16 protein-coding genes are annotated in these 17,477 nt (G+C 67.4%); 14 read left to right on the forward strand and 2 right to left on the reverse strand.

What is annotated here, in order from left to right:
• Positions 1–317 precede the first annotated feature (317 nt).
• The 8 genes from WJU27_RS02410 (at position 318) to WJU27_RS02445 (ending at position 9,689) form a co-directional block, all read left to right on the forward strand.
• Complete coding sequence (locus tag WJU27_RS02410) at positions 318–2,240, forward strand: PrkA family serine protein kinase (protein ID WP_020165153.1); 1,923 nt, start codon at positions 318–320, stop codon at positions 2,238–2,240.
• Between the two features lie 63 nt (positions 2,241–2,303).
• Complete coding sequence (locus WJU27_RS02415; RefSeq protein WP_019917687.1) at positions 2,304–3,581, forward strand: YeaH/YhbH family protein; 1,278 nt, start codon at positions 2,304–2,306, stop codon at positions 3,579–3,581.
• Positions 3,578–5,191, forward strand: coding sequence for a SpoVR family protein (locus WJU27_RS02420; protein ID WP_341421022.1), 1,614 nt, complete (start codon positions 3,578–3,580; stop codon positions 5,189–5,191). The genes WJU27_RS02415 and WJU27_RS02420 overlap by 4 nt, the downstream gene beginning before the upstream one ends.
• A gap of 45 nt (positions 5,192–5,236) precedes the next feature.
• Positions 5,237–5,611, forward strand: a complete 375-nt coding sequence (locus WJU27_RS02425; protein ID WP_341421023.1) for a hypothetical protein — start codon at positions 5,237–5,239, stop codon at positions 5,609–5,611.
• Positions 5,612–5,670: 59 nt separating this feature from the next.
• Positions 5,671–6,348: a hypothetical protein gene (locus tag WJU27_RS02430; protein WP_341421024.1), complete on the forward strand. Its 678-nt coding sequence runs from the start codon at positions 5,671–5,673 to the stop codon at positions 6,346–6,348.
• Positions 6,332–7,765, forward strand: coding sequence for a TolC family protein (locus tag WJU27_RS02435; protein ID WP_341421025.1), 1,434 nt, complete (start codon positions 6,332–6,334; stop codon positions 7,763–7,765). The genes WJU27_RS02430 and WJU27_RS02435 overlap by 17 nt, the downstream gene beginning before the upstream one ends.
• A gap of 14 nt (positions 7,766–7,779) precedes the next feature.
• Positions 7,780–9,198, forward strand: coding sequence for a multicopper oxidase family protein (locus tag WJU27_RS02440; RefSeq protein WP_341421026.1), 1,419 nt, complete (start codon positions 7,780–7,782; stop codon positions 9,196–9,198).
• Positions 9,199–9,224: 26 nt separating this feature from the next.
• Complete coding sequence (locus tag WJU27_RS02445) at positions 9,225–9,689, forward strand: DUF411 domain-containing protein (protein ID WP_341421027.1); 465 nt, start codon at positions 9,225–9,227, stop codon at positions 9,687–9,689.
• A gap of 66 nt (positions 9,690–9,755) precedes the next feature.
• Here WJU27_RS02445 and WJU27_RS02450 read toward each other — a convergent pair whose 3' ends face one another.
• Entirely contained in the window at positions 9,756–9,956 is a 201-nt protein-coding gene (locus WJU27_RS02450) for a heavy-metal-associated domain-containing protein (RefSeq protein WP_341421028.1), read from the reverse strand.
• A gap of 148 nt (positions 9,957–10,104) precedes the next feature.
• Between WJU27_RS02450 and WJU27_RS02455 the strand changes: the two genes are divergently transcribed.
• On the forward strand, positions 10,105–12,519 hold the full coding sequence (locus WJU27_RS02455; protein WP_341421029.1) for a heavy metal translocating P-type ATPase: 2,415 nt from the start codon (positions 10,105–10,107) through the stop codon (positions 12,517–12,519).
• Complete coding sequence (cueR, locus tag WJU27_RS02460; RefSeq protein ID WP_020165144.1) at positions 12,516–12,911, forward strand: Cu(I)-responsive transcriptional regulator; 396 nt, start codon at positions 12,516–12,518, stop codon at positions 12,909–12,911. The genes WJU27_RS02455 and cueR overlap by 4 nt, the downstream gene beginning before the upstream one ends.
• A gap of 346 nt (positions 12,912–13,257) precedes the next feature.
• On the opposite strand, the gene WJU27_RS02465 is transcribed toward cueR, so the two are convergent.
• Positions 13,258–13,647, reverse strand: a complete 390-nt coding sequence (locus tag WJU27_RS02465; RefSeq protein ID WP_020165143.1) for a winged helix-turn-helix domain-containing protein — start codon at positions 13,645–13,647, stop codon at positions 13,258–13,260.
• A 117-nt stretch (positions 13,648–13,764) separates the two neighbouring features.
• Between WJU27_RS02465 and modA the strand changes: the two genes are divergently transcribed.
• The 4 genes from modA (at position 13,765) to WJU27_RS02485 (ending at position 17,447) form a co-directional block, all read left to right on the forward strand.
• Positions 13,765–14,550, forward strand: coding sequence for a molybdate ABC transporter substrate-binding protein (gene modA, locus WJU27_RS02470; protein ID WP_020165142.1), 786 nt, complete (start codon positions 13,765–13,767; stop codon positions 14,548–14,550).
• A gap of 40 nt (positions 14,551–14,590) precedes the next feature.
• Positions 14,591–15,256, forward strand: coding sequence for a molybdate ABC transporter permease subunit (gene modB / locus WJU27_RS02475; protein ID WP_304008639.1), 666 nt, complete (start codon positions 14,591–14,593; stop codon positions 15,254–15,256).
• Complete coding sequence (locus tag WJU27_RS02480) at positions 15,253–16,404, forward strand: ABC transporter ATP-binding protein (RefSeq protein ID WP_341421030.1); 1,152 nt, start codon at positions 15,253–15,255, stop codon at positions 16,402–16,404. The genes modB and WJU27_RS02480 overlap by 4 nt, the downstream gene beginning before the upstream one ends.
• Before the next feature lie 272 nt (positions 16,405–16,676).
• Positions 16,677–17,447 (forward strand): DUF2189 domain-containing protein, encoded by a 771-nt coding sequence (locus tag WJU27_RS02485; RefSeq protein ID WP_341421031.1) that lies wholly within the window; start codon positions 16,677–16,679, stop codon positions 17,445–17,447.
• Positions 17,448–17,477 lie beyond the last annotated feature (30 nt).

Raw genomic sequence — 17,477 nt, forward strand, 5'->3', positions numbered from 1 at the left:
CGGCGAGCCTGGACCACAACTTGCTGAGGACCGGTCAACGGACTGCCGGGCACGCACGTGAACAAGCGTGAGCAGGCGGGAACTTCGCGTTGCAGGGGGTATCGACTCGACAACAAGTGTTGCATGTACGCATCTTGTGTCGCACGACTCGACACAGCGTCCATGCTTCGGAGCAGGATGGTGAACGCGGTGCTTATCGAGCTTTCATCGAGGCCGAGAGTGAACCAAGCTGAACATGTGGTGGTGCGGAAGGTACGCGCAGGCCGCGGGCTTCCGGATTGCCTGTTTTGAAGGTCAACGGAGACTTGGAGATCAGCATGGACATCGTCAGTCATTTCGCCGCGCGTTTCGAGCGCACCCGCGAAGAGGAACTTTCGCTGGAGGAGTACCTCGCGGAGTGCAAGCGCGATCCGATGGCCTACGCGAGCGCGGCCGAACGCATGTTGAAGGCGATCGGTGAACCGCAGACGGTGGACACCCGCAACGACCCGCGGCTGTCGCGCATCTTCGCCAACAAGGTGATCAAGATCTATCCGGCCTTTGCCGAGTTCTACGGCATGGAGGATGCGATCGAGCAGGTGGTGAGCTACTTCCGTCACGCCGCACAGGGCCTGGAAGAGAAGAAGCAGATCCTCTACCTGCTGGGTCCGGTCGGTGGCGGCAAGTCGTCGATCGCCGAGCGGCTGAAGGCGCTGATGCAGGAAGTGCCCTTCTACGCGATCAAGGGTTCGCCGGTGAATGAATCGCCGCTGGGCCTGTTCGACCCGACCGAGGACGGCGCCATCCTGGAGAAGGAATACGGCATCCCGAGCCGTTACCTCAACCGCATCCTGAGCCCGTGGGCGGTCAAGCGGCTGGAGGAATTCGGCGGCGACATCCGCAAGTTCCGCGTGGTCAAGCGCTACCCCAGCGTGCTGAAGCAGGTGGGCATCGCCAAGACCGAACCGGGCGACGAGAACAACCAGGACATTTCATCGCTGGTCGGCAAGGTCGACATCCGCAAGCTCGAAACCTATGCGCAGGACGATCCGGATGCCTACAGCTTCTCCGGCGGTCTGTGCCTGGCCAACCAGGGCCTGCTCGAATTCGTCGAAATGTTCAAGGCGCCGATCAAGGTGCTGCACCCGCTGCTGACCGCAACCCAGGAAGGCAACTTCAAGGGGACCGAAGGTTTCGGAGCGATTCCGTTCGACGGCGTGGTGCTGGCGCACTCGAACGAGAGCGAGTGGAAGGCTTTCCGCAACAACAAGAACAACGAAGCTTTCCTCGACCGTATCTACATCGTCAAGGTGCCGTACTGCCTGCGCGTGTCCGAGGAAGTGAAGATCTACGAGAAGCTGCTGCGCGGCTCGTCGCTGGCCGAGGCCGTGTGCGCCCCGGGCACGCTGAAGATGATGGCGCAGTTCGCCGTGCTGACCCGGCTGAAGGAGCCGGAGAACTCCAGCCTCTATTCGAAGATGCAGGTGTATGACGGCGAGAACCTGAAGGACACCGATCCGCGCGCCAAGAGCTACCAGGAATACCGCGACTACGCCGGCGTCGACGAAGGCATGAGCGGCATCTCCACCCGCTTCGCGTTCAAGATACTGTCCAAGGTGTTCAACTTCGATTCGACCGAGGTGGCGGCCAACCCGGTGCACCTGATGTACGTGCTCGAACAGCAGATCGAGCGCGAACAGTTCCCGCAGGACGTCGAGCAGAAGTACATCGCCTGCATCAAGGAACACCTGTCGCCGCGTTACGCCGAATTCATCGGCAAGGAAATCCAGACTGCCTATCTCGAAAGCTACAGCGAATACGGCCAGAACATTTTCGACCGCTATGTCACCTACGCCGACTACTGGATACAGGACCAGGAGTACCGCGATACCGACACCGGCGAAGTGTTCGACCGCGCTTCGCTGAATGCCGAACTGGAAAAGATCGAGAAGCCGGCCGGCATTTCGAACCCGAAGGATTTCCGCAACGAGATCGTGAACTTCGTGCTGCGGGCGCGCGCCAACAACGCCGGCAAGAACCCGGTGTGGACCAGTTACGAAAAGCTGCGCACGGTGATCGAGAAGAAGATGTTCTCCAACACCGAAGAACTGCTGCCGGTGATCAGCTTCAACGCCAAGGCCAGCGCCGACGATGCCAAGAAGCACGAGGACTTCGTCAATCGCATGGTCGGCAAGGGCTACACGCCGAAGCAGGTGCGCCTGCTGTGCGAGTGGTACCTGCGCGTGCGCAAGAGTTCGTGACGGTGGTGGGGCATCGATAGACAAGACCGGGGCGACGCTGCCCCGGCGGGAAGGGGACACATCTTGCAGCAGATCATCGATCGCAGACTGGCCGGCAAGAACAAGTCCATCGGCAATCGCGAGCGCTTTCTGCGCCGCCACAAGGAGCAGATCCGCGAGGCGGTGCGGCGGGCGGTCGAGGGGCGCGGCATCCGCGACATCGCGCAGGGTGAGGACATCCACATCCCGAAGCGCGACATCAGCGAACCGGTGTTCGGCCACGGTCAGGGCGGCTCCCGCGAAATGGTGCACCCGGGCAACAAGGACTTCGTCCGCGGCGACCGTATCGAGCGGCCCAAGGGCGGTGGCGGCGGCGGGGCCGGTTCGGGCAACGCCAGCGATTCCGGCGAGGGCGAAGACGATTTCGTCTTCCACCTCACCAAGGAAGAGTTCATGCAGGTCTTCTTCGACGACCTGGCCCTGCCCAACCTGATCCGCACCACGCTGGCCGAGACGCCGGAGTACAAGACGCACCGTGCCGGTTTCTCCAGCGACGGCACGCCGAACAATCTGCACGTCGTGCGCTCGATGCGCGGTGCGATCGGCCGGCGCATCGCGCTGGGCAGCGAGTCGCGGCGCGAACTGCACCGGCTCGAAGCGCTGCTCGAAGACCTGCGCGCACAGCCGGGCACGCCGGCGCGGCTGCACGAGATCGAACAGATCGAGGCCGACATCGCCGCGCTGCGTTCGCGCATCGACCGTATCCCCTACCTCGACCCGATAGACCTGCGCTACCGCAGCCGTGTGCGCACGCCGGTGCCGACCGCGAAAGCGGTCATGTTCTGCCTGATGGACGTGTCGGGCTCGATGGACGAGGCGCGCAAGGATCTGGCCAAGCGCTTCTTCATCCTGCTCTACCTTTTCCTGACCCGGCACTACGAGAAGATCGAAATCGTGTTCATCCGCCACCACACGCAGGCGCAGGAAGTGAGCGAGCACGATTTCTTCCATGCCACCGAAACTGGCGGCACCGTGGTGTCGAGCGCGCTGGTGCTGATGGAAGACATCATCCAGGCGCGCTACCCACGCGGCGAGTGGAACATCTACGGCGCGCAGGCCAGCGACGGCGACAACTGGCACGACGACAGCCCGCGCTGCCGCGAAATCCTCGAACAGAAGATCCTGCCGCTGGTGCGCTACTTCGCCTACATCCAGGTGGTCGAGCAGGAACAGAACCTGTGGCACGAGTACTCGGACCTCGCGATGGAGAGCGAGAACTTCGCCATCCGCAAGGCGGCCGAGGTCGACCAGATCTATCCGGTGTTCCGCGACCTGTTCAAGAAGGAAGGAGCCGCGAAATGAGCGATACCTACGACCGCCGCAACAACGGTCGCGCGGCCTCGCCGGGCGAATACGGCGGACGTCGTCACCCGCCGCCGCTGAGCGCACCGCTGCCGCTGAAGGAGCGCCCGACCTCCCGCTTGCCGGCGCCCAGCGACTGGACCTTCGAACTGATCGAGCAGTACCACGACGTGATCCGCGCGACCGCGCAGCGCTTCGGGCTGGACACCTATCCGAACCAGCTCGAGATCATCACCGCCGAACAGATGATGGACGCCTACGCCAGCGTCGGCATGCCCGTGAACTACCGGCACTGGAGCTACGGCAAGGAATTCATCAGCACCGAGAAGAACTACCGGCGCGGCCAGATGGGCCTGGCCTACGAAATCGTGATCAACAGCAATCCCTGCATCAGCTATCTGATGGAGGAGAACACGATGGCGATGCAGGCGCTGGTGATCGCGCACGCGGCCTACGGCCACAACAGCTTCTTCAAGGGCAACTACCTGTTCCGGATGTGGACCGACGCGTCGTCCATCATCGACTACCTGGTCTATGCGAAGAACTACGTCGCCGCCTGCGAGGAGCGGCACGGCATCGACGCGGTCGAACTGCTGCTCGACAGCTGCCACGCGCTGATGAACTACGGCGTCGACCGCTACCGTCGGCCGAGCAAGCTCAGCCTGACGCAGGAACTGGCGCGCGCGAAGGACCGCGAGGCCTACGCGCAGCAGCAGGTGAACGAGATCTGGCGGACGCTGCCGCCCAAGCTGGGCCGCGACGAGGCGGAGAAGGAAGCGCCGCGCTTCCCGGCCGAGCCGCAGGAGAACCTGCTCTACTTCATCGAGAAGAACGCGCCGCTGCTCGAGCCGTGGCAGCGCGAGATCGTGCGCATCGTGCGCAAGGTCGCGCAGTACTTCTACCCGCAGCGTCAGACCCAGGTCATGAACGAGGGCTGGGCCACCTTCTGGCACCACCACCTGCTGAACACGATGTACGACGACGGCTTTCTCGACGACGGCATCATGATCGAGTGCCTGAAGTCGCACACCAACGTCGTCTACCAGCCGCCGGTCGGTCACCCCGCCTACAGCGGCATGAACCCGTACGCGCTGGGCTTCGCGATGTACACCGACATCAAGCGCATCTGCGAAGCGCCCACCGACGAGGACCGCGCATGGTTCCCGGACATGGCCGGCAGCAGCTGGCTGGAAACGCTGGACCACGCGATGCGCAACTTCAAGGACGAAAGCTTCATCGGCCAGTACCTGTCGCCGCGCGTGATGCGGGCTTTCCGCCTGTTCGCGATCACCGACGACGACACCGAGCCGACGCTGGAGGTATCGGCCATTCACGACGAGTCCGGCTACCGCAATCTGCGCGAGGCGATGTCGCGCCAGTACGATCTCGGCTCGCGCGAACCGAACATCCAGGTGTGGAGCGTGAATCTGCGCGGCGACCGTTCGCTGATGCTGCGGCACACGCAGCACAACAACCGGCCGCTGCACGACGGCGCCTACGAAGTGCTGAAGCACGTCGCCCGGCTGTGGGGTTTCCCGGTGCATCTGGAAAGCGTGAATGGCCAGGGCTCGGTCGCAAGGCGGTGGACGGTGGACCCGAGCACGACTTGACCGCTGTCATGCGAACTTCGTCACTGCGCTGATATCCTAGTTCTCATGCGTGCCGCGACCCGCCTCCTGCTGATCTTCATGCTGCTGCTGGCACTGCCCCTGCAGGGCTTTGCCGCGGCGGCGATGATCAGCTGCGCGCCGTCGCACCACGGACTGCCGACGGCGGCGACCATGCACGATGACGCAGCCGCGCACACACATCACGACGGCGGTGATCACGACCCCGCCGCAAGCCCTGCCCACGGCAAGCACGCCTGCAGCGCATGCGCCGCCTGCTGCATCGGCGGCGCCTTGATGCCGTCCGCGCTGCGGCTGCCGGACGATTTTTCGACGCACCTGCGCCCGCTGCCGGCGCACGTGACACCTCCCGCCTTCATCACCGAAGGCACCGAACGCCCGCCCAGACACGACCTCGCCTGACGCCCGAAATCCGTCCACGGTGGGCGGAAATCGATACACCTGTCTTTCGCGAGGTCTTCATGTTCCATCTTTCTATCCGGATGCTGCTGGCAGCAGCGTCCGTCACCACGTCCGCCTGGGCGGCCGATCCGGCGGATCCGGCCGCCCCCACGCGACCGCTCGATCACCGCTCGGTGTTCGATACCTACCGCGCCGGTAGCACGGGCGCTGTCGGCGACTGGCGTGAAGCCAACGACGCGGTCGGTCGTCAGGCCGGCGGCCACGCGCACGATCACGGCAGCACGGCGGCCGCACCGCCGGACCCGCATGCCGGCCACGATCACGGCGCGCAAGCGGCCACCGATCCGCACGCGGGCCATCACGGACATATGCACGATCACATGCACGATGGTGATTCCAGCGCCGGTCGAGGTGGCCACGGCCACCACACGCACGATCACGGCGGCGCTGTGGCCGCGTCGCTTGCGCCGCATGTCGGCCACGATCATGGCGCACCGGCTGCCGCCAGCACGCCCGCAGGTGGAGCCGCGAAGCACGATCACGGCGCTGCCGGCGGCGAAGCGAAGCCGCATCACTGTCCGCACCACGCCGCTCACCACGCGTCGATGCACAGCCGGATGCACGACGCGCATCCGTCGGGACAGCAGCACGGCGGCGATTCCGGGGCGATGAAGTCGGGCCACGGACATCGTTGCCATCACGACAGCAAGGAGGGCGGCGATGCGCACAAGCACTGATCAGAGCCGGCTCAAGCTCGTGCCGCTGGCGGCGGCGGTCGCGCTGCTGGCTGGCTGCGCGAGCTTCAGCCCGGACGGCGGCTTCGGCACGGTCGAACAGACCGCGCGCGAAAAGCTGGGCAAGGACGTCAGATGGGCGCGCAGCGACGAGGACCGCAAGGCAGTCGCCGACCGCGTTGCCGAACTGCTGGCGCAACCGCTGTCGGCCGATGACGCGGTGCAGATCGCGCTGCTGAACAATCGTGGCCTGCAGGCGGGCTTCCACGAACTGGGCATTCGCGAGGCCGAGGTGGTGCGCGCCGGCCGTCTGCCCAATCCGACCTTCTCGATGTTCCACGCCAGCAAGCGCGAGAACGGCGTGCGCGACTACAAGATCGAGCAGGCGCTCACCTTCAACATCTTTTCGCTGCTGACGATGCCGCAGTCGGTCGAGGTGAACCGGCGCGTCTTCGAACAGTCGCAGCGTGCCGTATCGCTGCAGGTGCTGCGGCTGGCGGCCGACGTGCGCCGCGCCTGGGTGCAGGCGGTGGCTGCCGGCGAAACGCTGCGCTATATGGAACAGGTGATGGAGGCAGCCGACGCCGGTGCCGAACTGGCCCGGCGCATGCGTGCCGCCGGCAACTACAGCGCGCTGGCCCAGGCGCGCGAGCAGGGCTTTCACGCCGACGCGGCGCTGAATCTGGCGCGCGCGCAGCAGGCGCACACCGCGGCGCGCGAGCGGCTGACCCGCCTGATGGGTCTGTGGGGCGAGCAGACCGCTTTCCGTCTGCCCGACCGCCTGCCCGAGCTGCCCGCGGCGGCGCTCGACGCACTGGACATCGAACGCCAGGCGATGGGTTCGCGCATCGACCTGCAGATCGCGAAGCTCGACGCCGAAGCGACCGCGCGCAACCTCGGGCTGACCAAGACCACGCGCTTCATCGACGTGCTCGAGATCGGCCCCGCGCGCGTGCTCGAAGGTCGGCGCAGCGAGTCCTACAAGAAGGGCTACGAAATCAGTTTCGAACTGCCGCTGTTCGACTGGGGCGGCTCACGCGTTGCGCGGGCCGAGGCCATCTACATGCAGTCGGTCGAGCGCGCGGCGGAAGCGGCGGTAAACGCCCGCTCCGAGGTGCGCGAAGCCTACGCCGGCTATCGCACGGCCTTCGACATCGCCCGTCATTACCGCGACGAGGTGGTGCCGCTGCGCAAGCGTATTTCGGACGAAAACCTGCTGCGCTACAACGGCATGCTGATCGGCGTGTTCGAACTGCTGGCCGACGCGCGCGCCCAGGTGGCCGGCGTCAATGGCTACATCGATGCGCTGCGCGATTTCTGGATCGCCCAGGCCGATCTCGACATGGCGCTGGTCGGTCGCCCCGATCTCGCGCCGCCGCCCGGCGCTGCCATTGCCACGGCAGCCGACGCGGCGCACTGAACAGGATTCCGCACATGACTTCCCGCAGAGATTTCTTCCGCAGTGCCGGCATCGCCGGTGCGGCCGTCGCGGCCACCACGGTGAGCCGGGTCGCGCTGGCCGCGATTCCGGAGCCGGTGGTCGAGACGACCGCCGACACGCGCGGCCCGCTGGTTCCACCGACCGGCCGCCCCTATAACCCGGTGGTGACGCTGAATGGCTGGACGCTGCCCTGGCGCATGAAAGATGGCGTCAAGGAATTCCACCTGGTGGCCGAGCCGGTGGTGCGCGAAATGGCGCCCGGCTTCAAGGCCCACCTGTGGGGCTACAACGGCCAGTCGCCGGGACCCACCATCGAGGTGGTCGAGGGCGACCGCGTGCGCATCTTCGTCACCAACAAGCTGCCCGAGCGCACCAGCGTGCACTGGCACGGCCAGCGCCTGCCCAACGGCATGGACGGCGTGAGTGGCCTGACCCAGCCGGCGATTCCGCCGGGCAAGACCTTCGTCTACGAATTCGTCGCGCGCCGTCCCGGCACCTTCATGTACCACCCGCACGCCGACGAAATGACGCAGATGGCGATGGGCATGATGGGCTTCTGGGTCACCCACCCCAAGGGCCGCCACCCGCTGATCGCACCGGTGGACCGCGACTACGTGTTCCTGCTCAGCGCCTACGACATCGACCCCGGCAGCTATACGCCGAAGACGATGACGATGCTGGATTTCAACCTGTGGACGTGGAACAGCCGCATCTTCCCCGGCATCGCACCGCTGGTGGCGCGGAAGAACGACCGCGTGCGCATCCGCATCGGCAACCTGACGATGACCAATCACCCGATGCACATCCACGGCCACGAATTCGAGGTCACCGGTACCGACGGCGGCCCGGTGCCGAAGTCGGCGCGCTGGCCGGAGGTGACCACCGACATCGCGGTCGGCCAGATGCGGCAGATCGAATTCATCGCCGACGAGGAGGGTGACTGGGCCTTCCACTGCCACAAGAGCCACCACACGATGAACGCGATGGGCCATGACGTGCCCAATCTGATCGGCGTCGATCACAGCGGGCTGGCCGAGCGCATATCGAAGCTCGTGCCGGGCTATATGGCGATGGGCGAACGCGGCATGGGCGACATGGCCGACATGAAGATGCCGCTGCCCGAGAACACCGCGCCGATGATGACCGGCGACGGTCCTTTCGGCTCGGTCGAGATGGGCGGCATGTTTTCGGTGTTCAAGGTCAGGCGGGAACAGAAGCCGGGCGACTACACCGACCCCGGCTGGTTCCGCCATCCGCCGGGTACGGTGGCGCACGAAGTGGGCGAGGCGCCCGCGGCCGCACCGCCGCCGGCGGGGCATGACCACGGCACCTCCAGCATGCCGCTCGTGCAGCCGCAGGACATCGAAGTACAGGTGCGCAAGCCGGCCGCCGGCGCGCACGACCACCATTGAACCTGAAAACATTCAAAGGACGAACCATGAACACGACACGTCGCGCGCTGATCGGCGCGCTTGCCACCGCGGCCCTGCTGCCGCGCGCCGCCACGCTGATGGCGGCGCCGAAACCGCTGGTCGAGGTGTGGAAAAGCCCGACCTGCGGCTGCTGCAAGGACTGGGTGGCTCACCTCGAAGCGAACGGCTTCGCGGTCAAGGTGTATGAGACCGGCAACAACGAAGCGCGCGCCCGGCTGGGCATGCCGGCGAAGTTCGCCTCCTGCCACACGGCGAGGGTCGATGGCTATCTGCTCGAAGGCCACGTGCCGGCGAGCGAGGTGCACAGGATGCTGAAGGAAAAACCGATGGCGCTCGGCCTGGCGGTACCGGCGATGCCGGTCGGCTCGCCCGGCATGGACGGCCCCGAGTACAAGGGCCGCAAGGACCCGTACGACGTGCTGCTGGTGCAGGCGGACGGCAACGCGAGCGTCTACCGCAGCTATCGCTGACGCCGCCCGGCCGGGCTTGGGTGGGAGCGAGCGTGCTCGCGATGGCGGCCTGCAGCGAAGACCGACTCACGCCGGCGGATAGTCCGCCTCGGCCAGTGCGCTGCGGTAAGTGTCCGCGTCGACGGTCGAGTCGATGCGCACGCGGTGGGTCGGCAGGTCGATGTCGACCTTGGCGTCGGCGTCGATGCCGGCGACCAGCGCCTTGATGCGGCCGGCGCAGTGACCGCAGGTCATGTCGGGGACGGTGAATTCGATGGTCGTGTTCATGGTGGTGACTCCTGGAGGTTCGGATGACTGCATGATGGACCTTCCCACGATGGCAAGGTCAAGCACTGTTCCGCATGAAAATCCGGCTTGACCTTGCCATCATGGGAAGGTCGATACTGACCTCCGTCATCCAGAACGGACCTCGAACATGAACTCCCCCGATCTGCCCACAGCTCCCGACGGCGCGCTCACCCGCTGGGAATTCGGCGTCGAAGGCATGACCTGCGCCTCCTGCTCGACCCGCGTCGAGAGGGCGCTGGCGCGCACGCCCGGAGTGGCGTCCGCCAGTGTCAATCTGGCCACCGAACGCGCGACGGTCGAGGCCGACGCCACGGTCGACGCGGCCGCGTTGCACGCGGCGGTCGACAAGGCCGGCTACGTACTGAAGCCGCAGGCGCTGCGCCTGCACATCGAAGGCATGACCTGCGCGTCCTGTGTAGCACGGGTCGAGAAGGCGCTGAACAAGGTGCCGGGCGTGCTGTCGGTCAGCGTCAATCTGGCCACCGAAACCGCGGACATCGTCAGCGCGGCGGACAACCTCGGCGCGCTCCAGGCGGCAGTGGCGCGTGCCGGCTATACCGCTTCGCTGCCGTCGGCGTTGCCGGTCAGCGCGCCGGCGAATACGCTGCCCGATTGGTGGCCGGTGGCGCTGGCGGTCGCGCTGTCGCTGCCGCTCGCGCTGCCCATGGTGGGCATGCTGTGGGGTGCGCACTGGATGCTGCCCGGCGGGCTGCAGTTCCTGCTCGCAACACCGGTGCAGTTCTGGCTCGGCGCCCGCTTCTATGTCGCCGGCTGGAAGGCGCTGCGTGCCGGCAGCGGAAACATGGACCTGCTGGTCGCACTCGGTACCTCCGCCGCCTGGGGCCTCAGCGTCTGGCTGTGGCTGACCGCGGCGCCGGGTGCGATGCCGCATCTGTACTTCGAGGCCTCCGCGGTCGTCATCACGCTGGTGCTGCTCGGCAAGTGGCTGGAGACGCGTGCAAAAAGGCAGACCACGGACGCCATCCGCGCGCTCAATGCGCTGCGGCCGGACACCGCGCGCGTGCGCCGCGACGGCGTCGAGCTCGAACTGCCGCTGGCGCAGGTCGCGCTCGGCGACGAGGTGGTCATCCGTCCGGGCGAGCGGGTGCCGGTCGACGGCGACATCGTCGACGGCGCCAGCCAGGTCGACGAATCACTGATCACCGGCGAAAGCCTGCCGGTCGCCAAACAGGCGGGCGACCGCGTGACCGGTGGCGCAGTCAATGGCGAGGGGCGGCTGGTGGTGCGCACCCGCGCCATCGGCGCCGAAACCGTGCTGGCGCGCATCGTGCGGCTGGTCGAGAGCGCGCAGGCGAAGAAGGCACCGATACAGCGCCTGGTCGACCAGGTCAGCGCGGTGTTCGTGCCGGTGGTGATCGCGCTCGCCGTGCTCACCTTCGGCGGCTGGATGATCGCCGGCGCCGGCGTCGAAACCGCGCTGCTGAATGCCGTCGCGGTGATGGTGATCGCCTGCCCGTGCGCGCTCGGCCTGGCCACGCCGACCGCCATCATGGTGGGGACCGGTGCCGCGGCGCGGCACGGCATCCTGATCAAGGACGCCGAGGCGCTGGAAATTGCGCACCGCGTGTCGGTGGTCGCCTTCGACAAGACCGGCACGCTGACCGAAGGCCGGCCGGAACTGGTGGCGTTCGAGCCGGCGAGCGGTGCACAGGGCGAGTTGCTTGCACTGGCCGCTGCGCTGCAGGCGGGCAGCGAGCACCCGCTGGCGCGGGCCGTCACGGCAGCCGCTGAACGCGAGGGCGTGGTCGTGCCGGCCGCCTCCGAGCTGAGCGCGGTCGCCGGACGCGGCGTGTCGGCAGCCGTCGCCGGCCGCCTGCTGCGGCTGGGCAGCAGCCGCTACATGGAAGAACTGGGCGTCGATCTGTCGGCGCTCGCCGCACGTGCTGCGCAGTTGCAGGGCGAGGGGCGCACCGTGTCCTGGCTGGCCGATCTGACGGAGGCCCCGCGCCTGGTCGGACTGCTCGCCTTCGGCGACACGCTGAAGGCGTCGGCGGCGCGAGCGGTGAGCCGCCTTCAGGCAGGCGGCGTGCGTACCGTGCTGGTCAGCGGTGACAACCGCGGGGCGGCCGCCGCGGTGGCAGCGCAACTGGGCATGGCCGACGTGCGCGCCGAAGTGCTGCCGGAGCACAAGGCCGAAGTCGTGGCCGAACTGAAGCAGGGCGGGGCGGTGGTCGCCATGGTGGGCGACGGCATCAACGACGCGCCGGCACTGGCCGCGGCCGATGTCGGCATCGCCATGTCCACCGGCACCGACGTGGCGATGCACGCCGCCGGCCTCACGCTGATGCAGGGCGACCCGGCGCGCGTGGCCGACGCGCTCGACATTTCGCGGCGCACCTGGACGAAGATCCGGCAGAACCTGTTCTGGGCCTTCGCCTACAACGTGGTGGGCATACCGCTGGCCGCCGCCGGCATGCTGAACCCGGTGATCGCCGGTGCGGCGATGGCCTTCTCCAGCTTCAGCGTGGTCAGCAACGCGCTGCTGCTGCGGCGCTGGAAACCCGAGGGAGATGCGCAATGAACATCGGTGAGGCGGCGGCACGCTCCGGCGTGTCGGCCAAGATGGTCAGGCATTACGAGTCGCTGGGCCTGCTGCCGGCGGTGGCGCGGACCGACGCCGGCTACCGGCAGTACGGCGAGCGCGAGGTGCATACGCTGCGCTTCATCCGCCGCGCGCGCGACCTCGGTTTCTCGATGGCGGAGATCGCCGATCTGCTGGCCCTGTGGCAGAAGCCGGACCGCGCCAGCGGCGACGTGAAGCGCATCGCCGAGGCGCATATCGCCGACCTCGACCGGCGCATCGACGAGATGACGGCGATGAAGCGCACGCTGGCGCAGCTCGCCAGCTGCTGCCACGGCGACGGCCGACCGGACTGCCCGATACTCGACGGCCTCGCGGATACCGCCCGGTAGTCCCGGCAACGGGTCCTCATTCGACCGTGCGGCCCTGGCTGCGACAGGGCCGCTGCAGTTCGCAGGCTTCGCTTCAAGCTGCTGTCGGGGTCAAGACCCCTCCCACAGAACCCCCGCTCGGGCTCCGGCCTCGAATCAGGCGCGATTCCCGTGGGAGCGGCCCTGGCCGCGATGGGGCTGCTGCAGTTCGCAGGCTTCGCTTCAGGCTGCTGTCGGGGTCAAGACCCCTCCCACAGAACCCCCGCTCGGGCTCCAGCCTCGAATCAGGCGCGATTCCCGTGGGAGCGGCCTTGGCCGCGATGGGGCCGCTGCAGTCCGCAGGCTTCGATGCAGGCCGGAAGACCTCTCAAACGGAGCCCGACTCAGGCTCGGGCCGGATCAGTGCCAGCAGTTCGGGCAGGCGGCGCGAGGCGGCGACGCGCGCGTCCTCCTCGATCGCCCGGTAGAGCGCCAGCACCTGCTCTCCGGTGGCGGTCAGCCGGGCGCCGCCGCCGGCCGAGCCGCCGCGCTGCTTGGTCACCAGCGGTTCGACGAAGTCCTTGTTCATCGCATCGACCAGCGACCAGATGCGCTGATAGCTCATGCCCAGCCGGCGACCGGTTTCGGCGAGCGATCCGGTCGCCGCGATGCCTTCGAGCACGTCGGCCTTGCCCGGACCGATCGCCACCGCATGCTTGATCTGCACGCGAAACCGGGTGCTGTGTTCGAGGCTGGCGGGGGCTGTCTTGGTGTTCATCGCGGATCGAAGACGAAAGGAAATGCACTGAGGAAATGCACTGAGCACGATACTCGTTATACTCATCTGGCGATATCCATACGGATATATATCGAATCGCCCGGAGGCGCGCCCCTCATGAGAGCTGTCTGCCTGATCCAACGCATCCTGCTGCTGTGTGCGCTCGCGTTTTCGCTGACGCTTCCGGTGCGGGGCGCCGAGCCGCCGACGGTTGCCGCGGCGTCCGACCTGAAGTTCGCGCTGGAGGAGGTGGCGGCCCGCTTCGAACGCGAAACCGGCCAGCGGATGCGGCTGGTTTTCGGTTCGTCCGGCAATTTCTTCTCGCAGATCCGGCAGGGCGCGCCCTTCCATCTGTTCATGTCGGCCGACGAGGATTTCGTGTTCCGGCTGGCCGACCAGGGGCTGACGCAGGACCGCGGCCGGCTCTATGCCTACGGCCGCATCGGTCTGATGGTGCCGCGCGGCTCGCCGCTGAAAGCCGACGGCGAACTGCGGGATCTGGCGCAGGCCCTGCGCGACGGGCGGCTGAAGAAGTTCGCCATCGCCAACCCGGAACACGCGCCCTACGGCGCCCGGGCAAAGGAGGCGCTGCAGCACGCCGGCGTGTGGGCCGATATCGAACCGCGGCTGGTGCTGGGCGAGAACATTTCGCAGGCGGCGCAGTTCGCGACCTCGGGCGCGACCCAAGGCGGCATCATCGCGCTGTCGCTGGCGAAGGCGCCGCAGGTGAGCGCGCTCGGCGAGTTCGCGCTGATCCCCGAAAGCTGGCACCGCCGGCTGGCGCAACGCATGGTGTTGCTGCGTGGCGCGCCGCCTGCCGCGCGAGCCTTCTACGACTATCTCGCCACGCCGTCGGCGCAGGACATCATGCGTCGCCACGGCTTCGCGATGCCCGACGAGTGAGCGACGCTTCGGCGCCGACGCACAGAAACGAGGACAGGTCATGGACTGGCAGGCATTCTCGCTGTCGATCGAACTGGCGGTGATGACGCTGCTCGTGCTGCTGCCGCCTGGCGTGCTCGGCGCGCGCTGGCTGGCGCGCACGCGCTTTTCCGGCAAGGCCTGGATCGAGGCTTTCGTCGTGCTGCCGCTGGTGCTGCCGCCGACGGTGCTGGGTTACTACCTGCTGGTGTCACTGGGTGCCGGTTCGCCACTCGGCGCCTGGATGCTCGAAACCTTCGACATCCGGATGACTTTCAATTTCGCGGGCCTGCTGATCGCCTCGCTGGTGTTCAACATTCCATTCATCGTGCAGCCGGTGCAGCGTGCCTTCGAAGCGATACCGGAAAACCTTGCCGAAGCCGCGGCGGTCTGCGGGCTGAGTGGCTGGCAGACCTTCTGGCGGGTCGAACTGCCGCTGGCCTGGCCGGGCATCCTGTCCGCCATGGTGCTCACCTTCGTGCACACGCTGGGCGAATTCGGCGTGGTGCTGATGATGGGCGGCAGCATTCCCGGCGAAACCAAGACGGTGGCCATCGCGATCTACGACCGCGTGCAGTCCTTCGATCTTGCCGGTGCCGACCGCATGGCGCTGTTGCTGCTGGCGCTGTCGCTCGGCGCGGTCGCAGCGTCCTTTTTCGCGTCGGCCAGACTGGCGGCCCGGCGATGAACGGCGAACAACGCGCTGCCCGCGCGCTGCGGGTCGATATCGCCCAGACCGAGCCGATGCCGCTGCACGGCCGCTTCGACTGCGCGGCGGGCGAGCTGCTGGCGCTGGTCGGCCCGTCGGGGGCCGGCAAGACGTCGATGCTGCGCGTGCTGGCCGGACTGATGCGGCCGCAGCGCGGCCGTATCGAGGTCGGCGCGCAGCTGTGGTGCGACAGTGAGCAGGGCGTCTTTCTGCCGCCGCAGCGTCGCCACGTCGGGCTGGTGTTCCAGAACTACGCACTGATGCCGCACCTCAGTGCGCTCGACAACGTCGCGCTGGCCATGCTGCACCTGTCGCCAGGCGAGCGCGCGGCGCAGGCGCGGCGCTGGCTCGACCACGTCCATCTGTCGCACGAACAGCAGCAGCGGCGACCCGCCGCCTTGTCCGGCGGCCAGCAGCAGCGTGTCGCGGTGGCGCGCGCGCTCGCCCGCGAACCGAAGCTGCTGCTGCTCGACGAGCCGTTCTCCGCAGTCGACCAGATGAGCCGGCAGGGGCTTTACCGCCTGTTGGCCGATCTGCGCAGCGATCTCGACATCCCCATCCTGCTGGTGACGCACGACCTCAACGAAGCGCGTCTGCTGGCCGACCGCCTGGTAGTGATGGACGCCGGTACCGTGCTGCAGGAAGGGCCGCCCGAACACATACATCGCGCACCGCGCAACGCGCGCGTGGCCGACCTCGTGGGCATGCACAACCGTTTCCAGGGGGTCTGGGTGGGGCCGTCGGACAGGGAGGGCTGGGGCCTGCTGAAATGGGTGTCGGCGGCGGGCGAAGAGAGCGGCGACATGCTGCTCGAGGTGCGCGACAAGGGAAAGATCAAGCCGGGCCAGCCGGTGAACTGGGTCGTACCGGGTGACGGCATCCTGCTCGGCGCTGACGGCAGCGGGCAGGAACTGGAGGCGACGGTGAGCGAGGCCCGGCACCTCGGCGAGATCACGCTGGCGTCGCTGACGCTGGAGCGCAATCCGCAGATCAGCCTGCGCATCACGCTGGCCGGCCCGCAGCGCCGGCGCATCGGCAACGGCGACCGGCTGGCACTGCGCCTGGACCCCGCGCTCGTTCACGTAATGCCGCTGCACCAGCGGCCGCCGGGTCTGAGTCCGGATTAGCCGAGTCGCCATCCGTCGCACCGCCCGCGCCCGTCTTCGGCGCCAGAGTCTTTTGCGCTGCACAAGCCGAGGGCGGAATACGCCCCGCGGCGGTGCGGATGCGACGCTTTGCTGCCGTTGCGACACGCTTTGCCCGATACTTGTGCGTCGGCCGGCGGCGCATGAGCTGCGTCAAGGTCCAGCAGTGCGGCGGCCGGCATACTCCATGACGCATCAGGCAGGGCTGCAGTGGCCTTGCCGCGCGCGTCGGTGATCGATCCGGACAGACCGACATGAACGACAGCCACGCCATCATCGAATCCCGCCGCTACACCACCCGTGCCGTACCGCTGAGCCGACCGCTGGACTGGCTGGTCGCCGGCTGTCGCGACTTCCTGCGCTGCCCGGGGCCCGGTCTGCTGCATGGCGCGGCCGTCGCGCTGTTCGGCGCGCTGCTGTGCTGGCAGATTCCCGACCAGTTCTGGCTGCTCAACGGGGCGTTCACCGGTTTCATGCTGGTCGCGCCGGTGGTGGCGACCGGTCTGTACGCGATCAGCCGCGCGCTGGAGCATGGACAGCCGGCCGGGTTGATGACGGCCGTGCATGCGTGGAAGCCGCGCGACAGCCGCATGGTGGTGTTCGGACTGCTGCTCGCACTGGCCGGTACCGGCTGGGTAATGACGTCGGCCGCGCTGATCTGGGCCTGTGCGCCGGCGCCGGTCTCGACGCCGGAAGATTTCCTGCGCCTGGTCGTGCTGGCAGAGCAGGGCTGGCTGTTCGAGGCCTGGCTGGCGCTGGGCGGCCTGCTTGCCGCACCGGTGTTCGCGTCCAGTGTGGTGGCGATTCCGCTGCTGCTCGATCGCGACATCGGCGTGCTCGGCGCCGTGCTCACCAGCTGGCGCGTGGTGATGGAGAACCCGGCGCCGCTGGCGCTGTGGGGTGTGGCGATTGCCGGATTCACGCTGTTCGGCATGGCGACCGGGCTGGTCGGCATGCTGGTGGTGGTGCCGCTGCTGGGTCACGCCAGCTGGCACGCCTATCGCGATCTGGTGCGCGCCGCCTGAGCGCGCACCGATCAACCTATTGAATATCGC

This window comes from Methyloversatilis sp. NSM2 (assembly GCF_038066675.1).
GTDB classification, from domain to species: Bacteria; Pseudomonadota; Gammaproteobacteria; order Burkholderiales; family Rhodocyclaceae; genus Methyloversatilis; species Methyloversatilis discipulorum_A.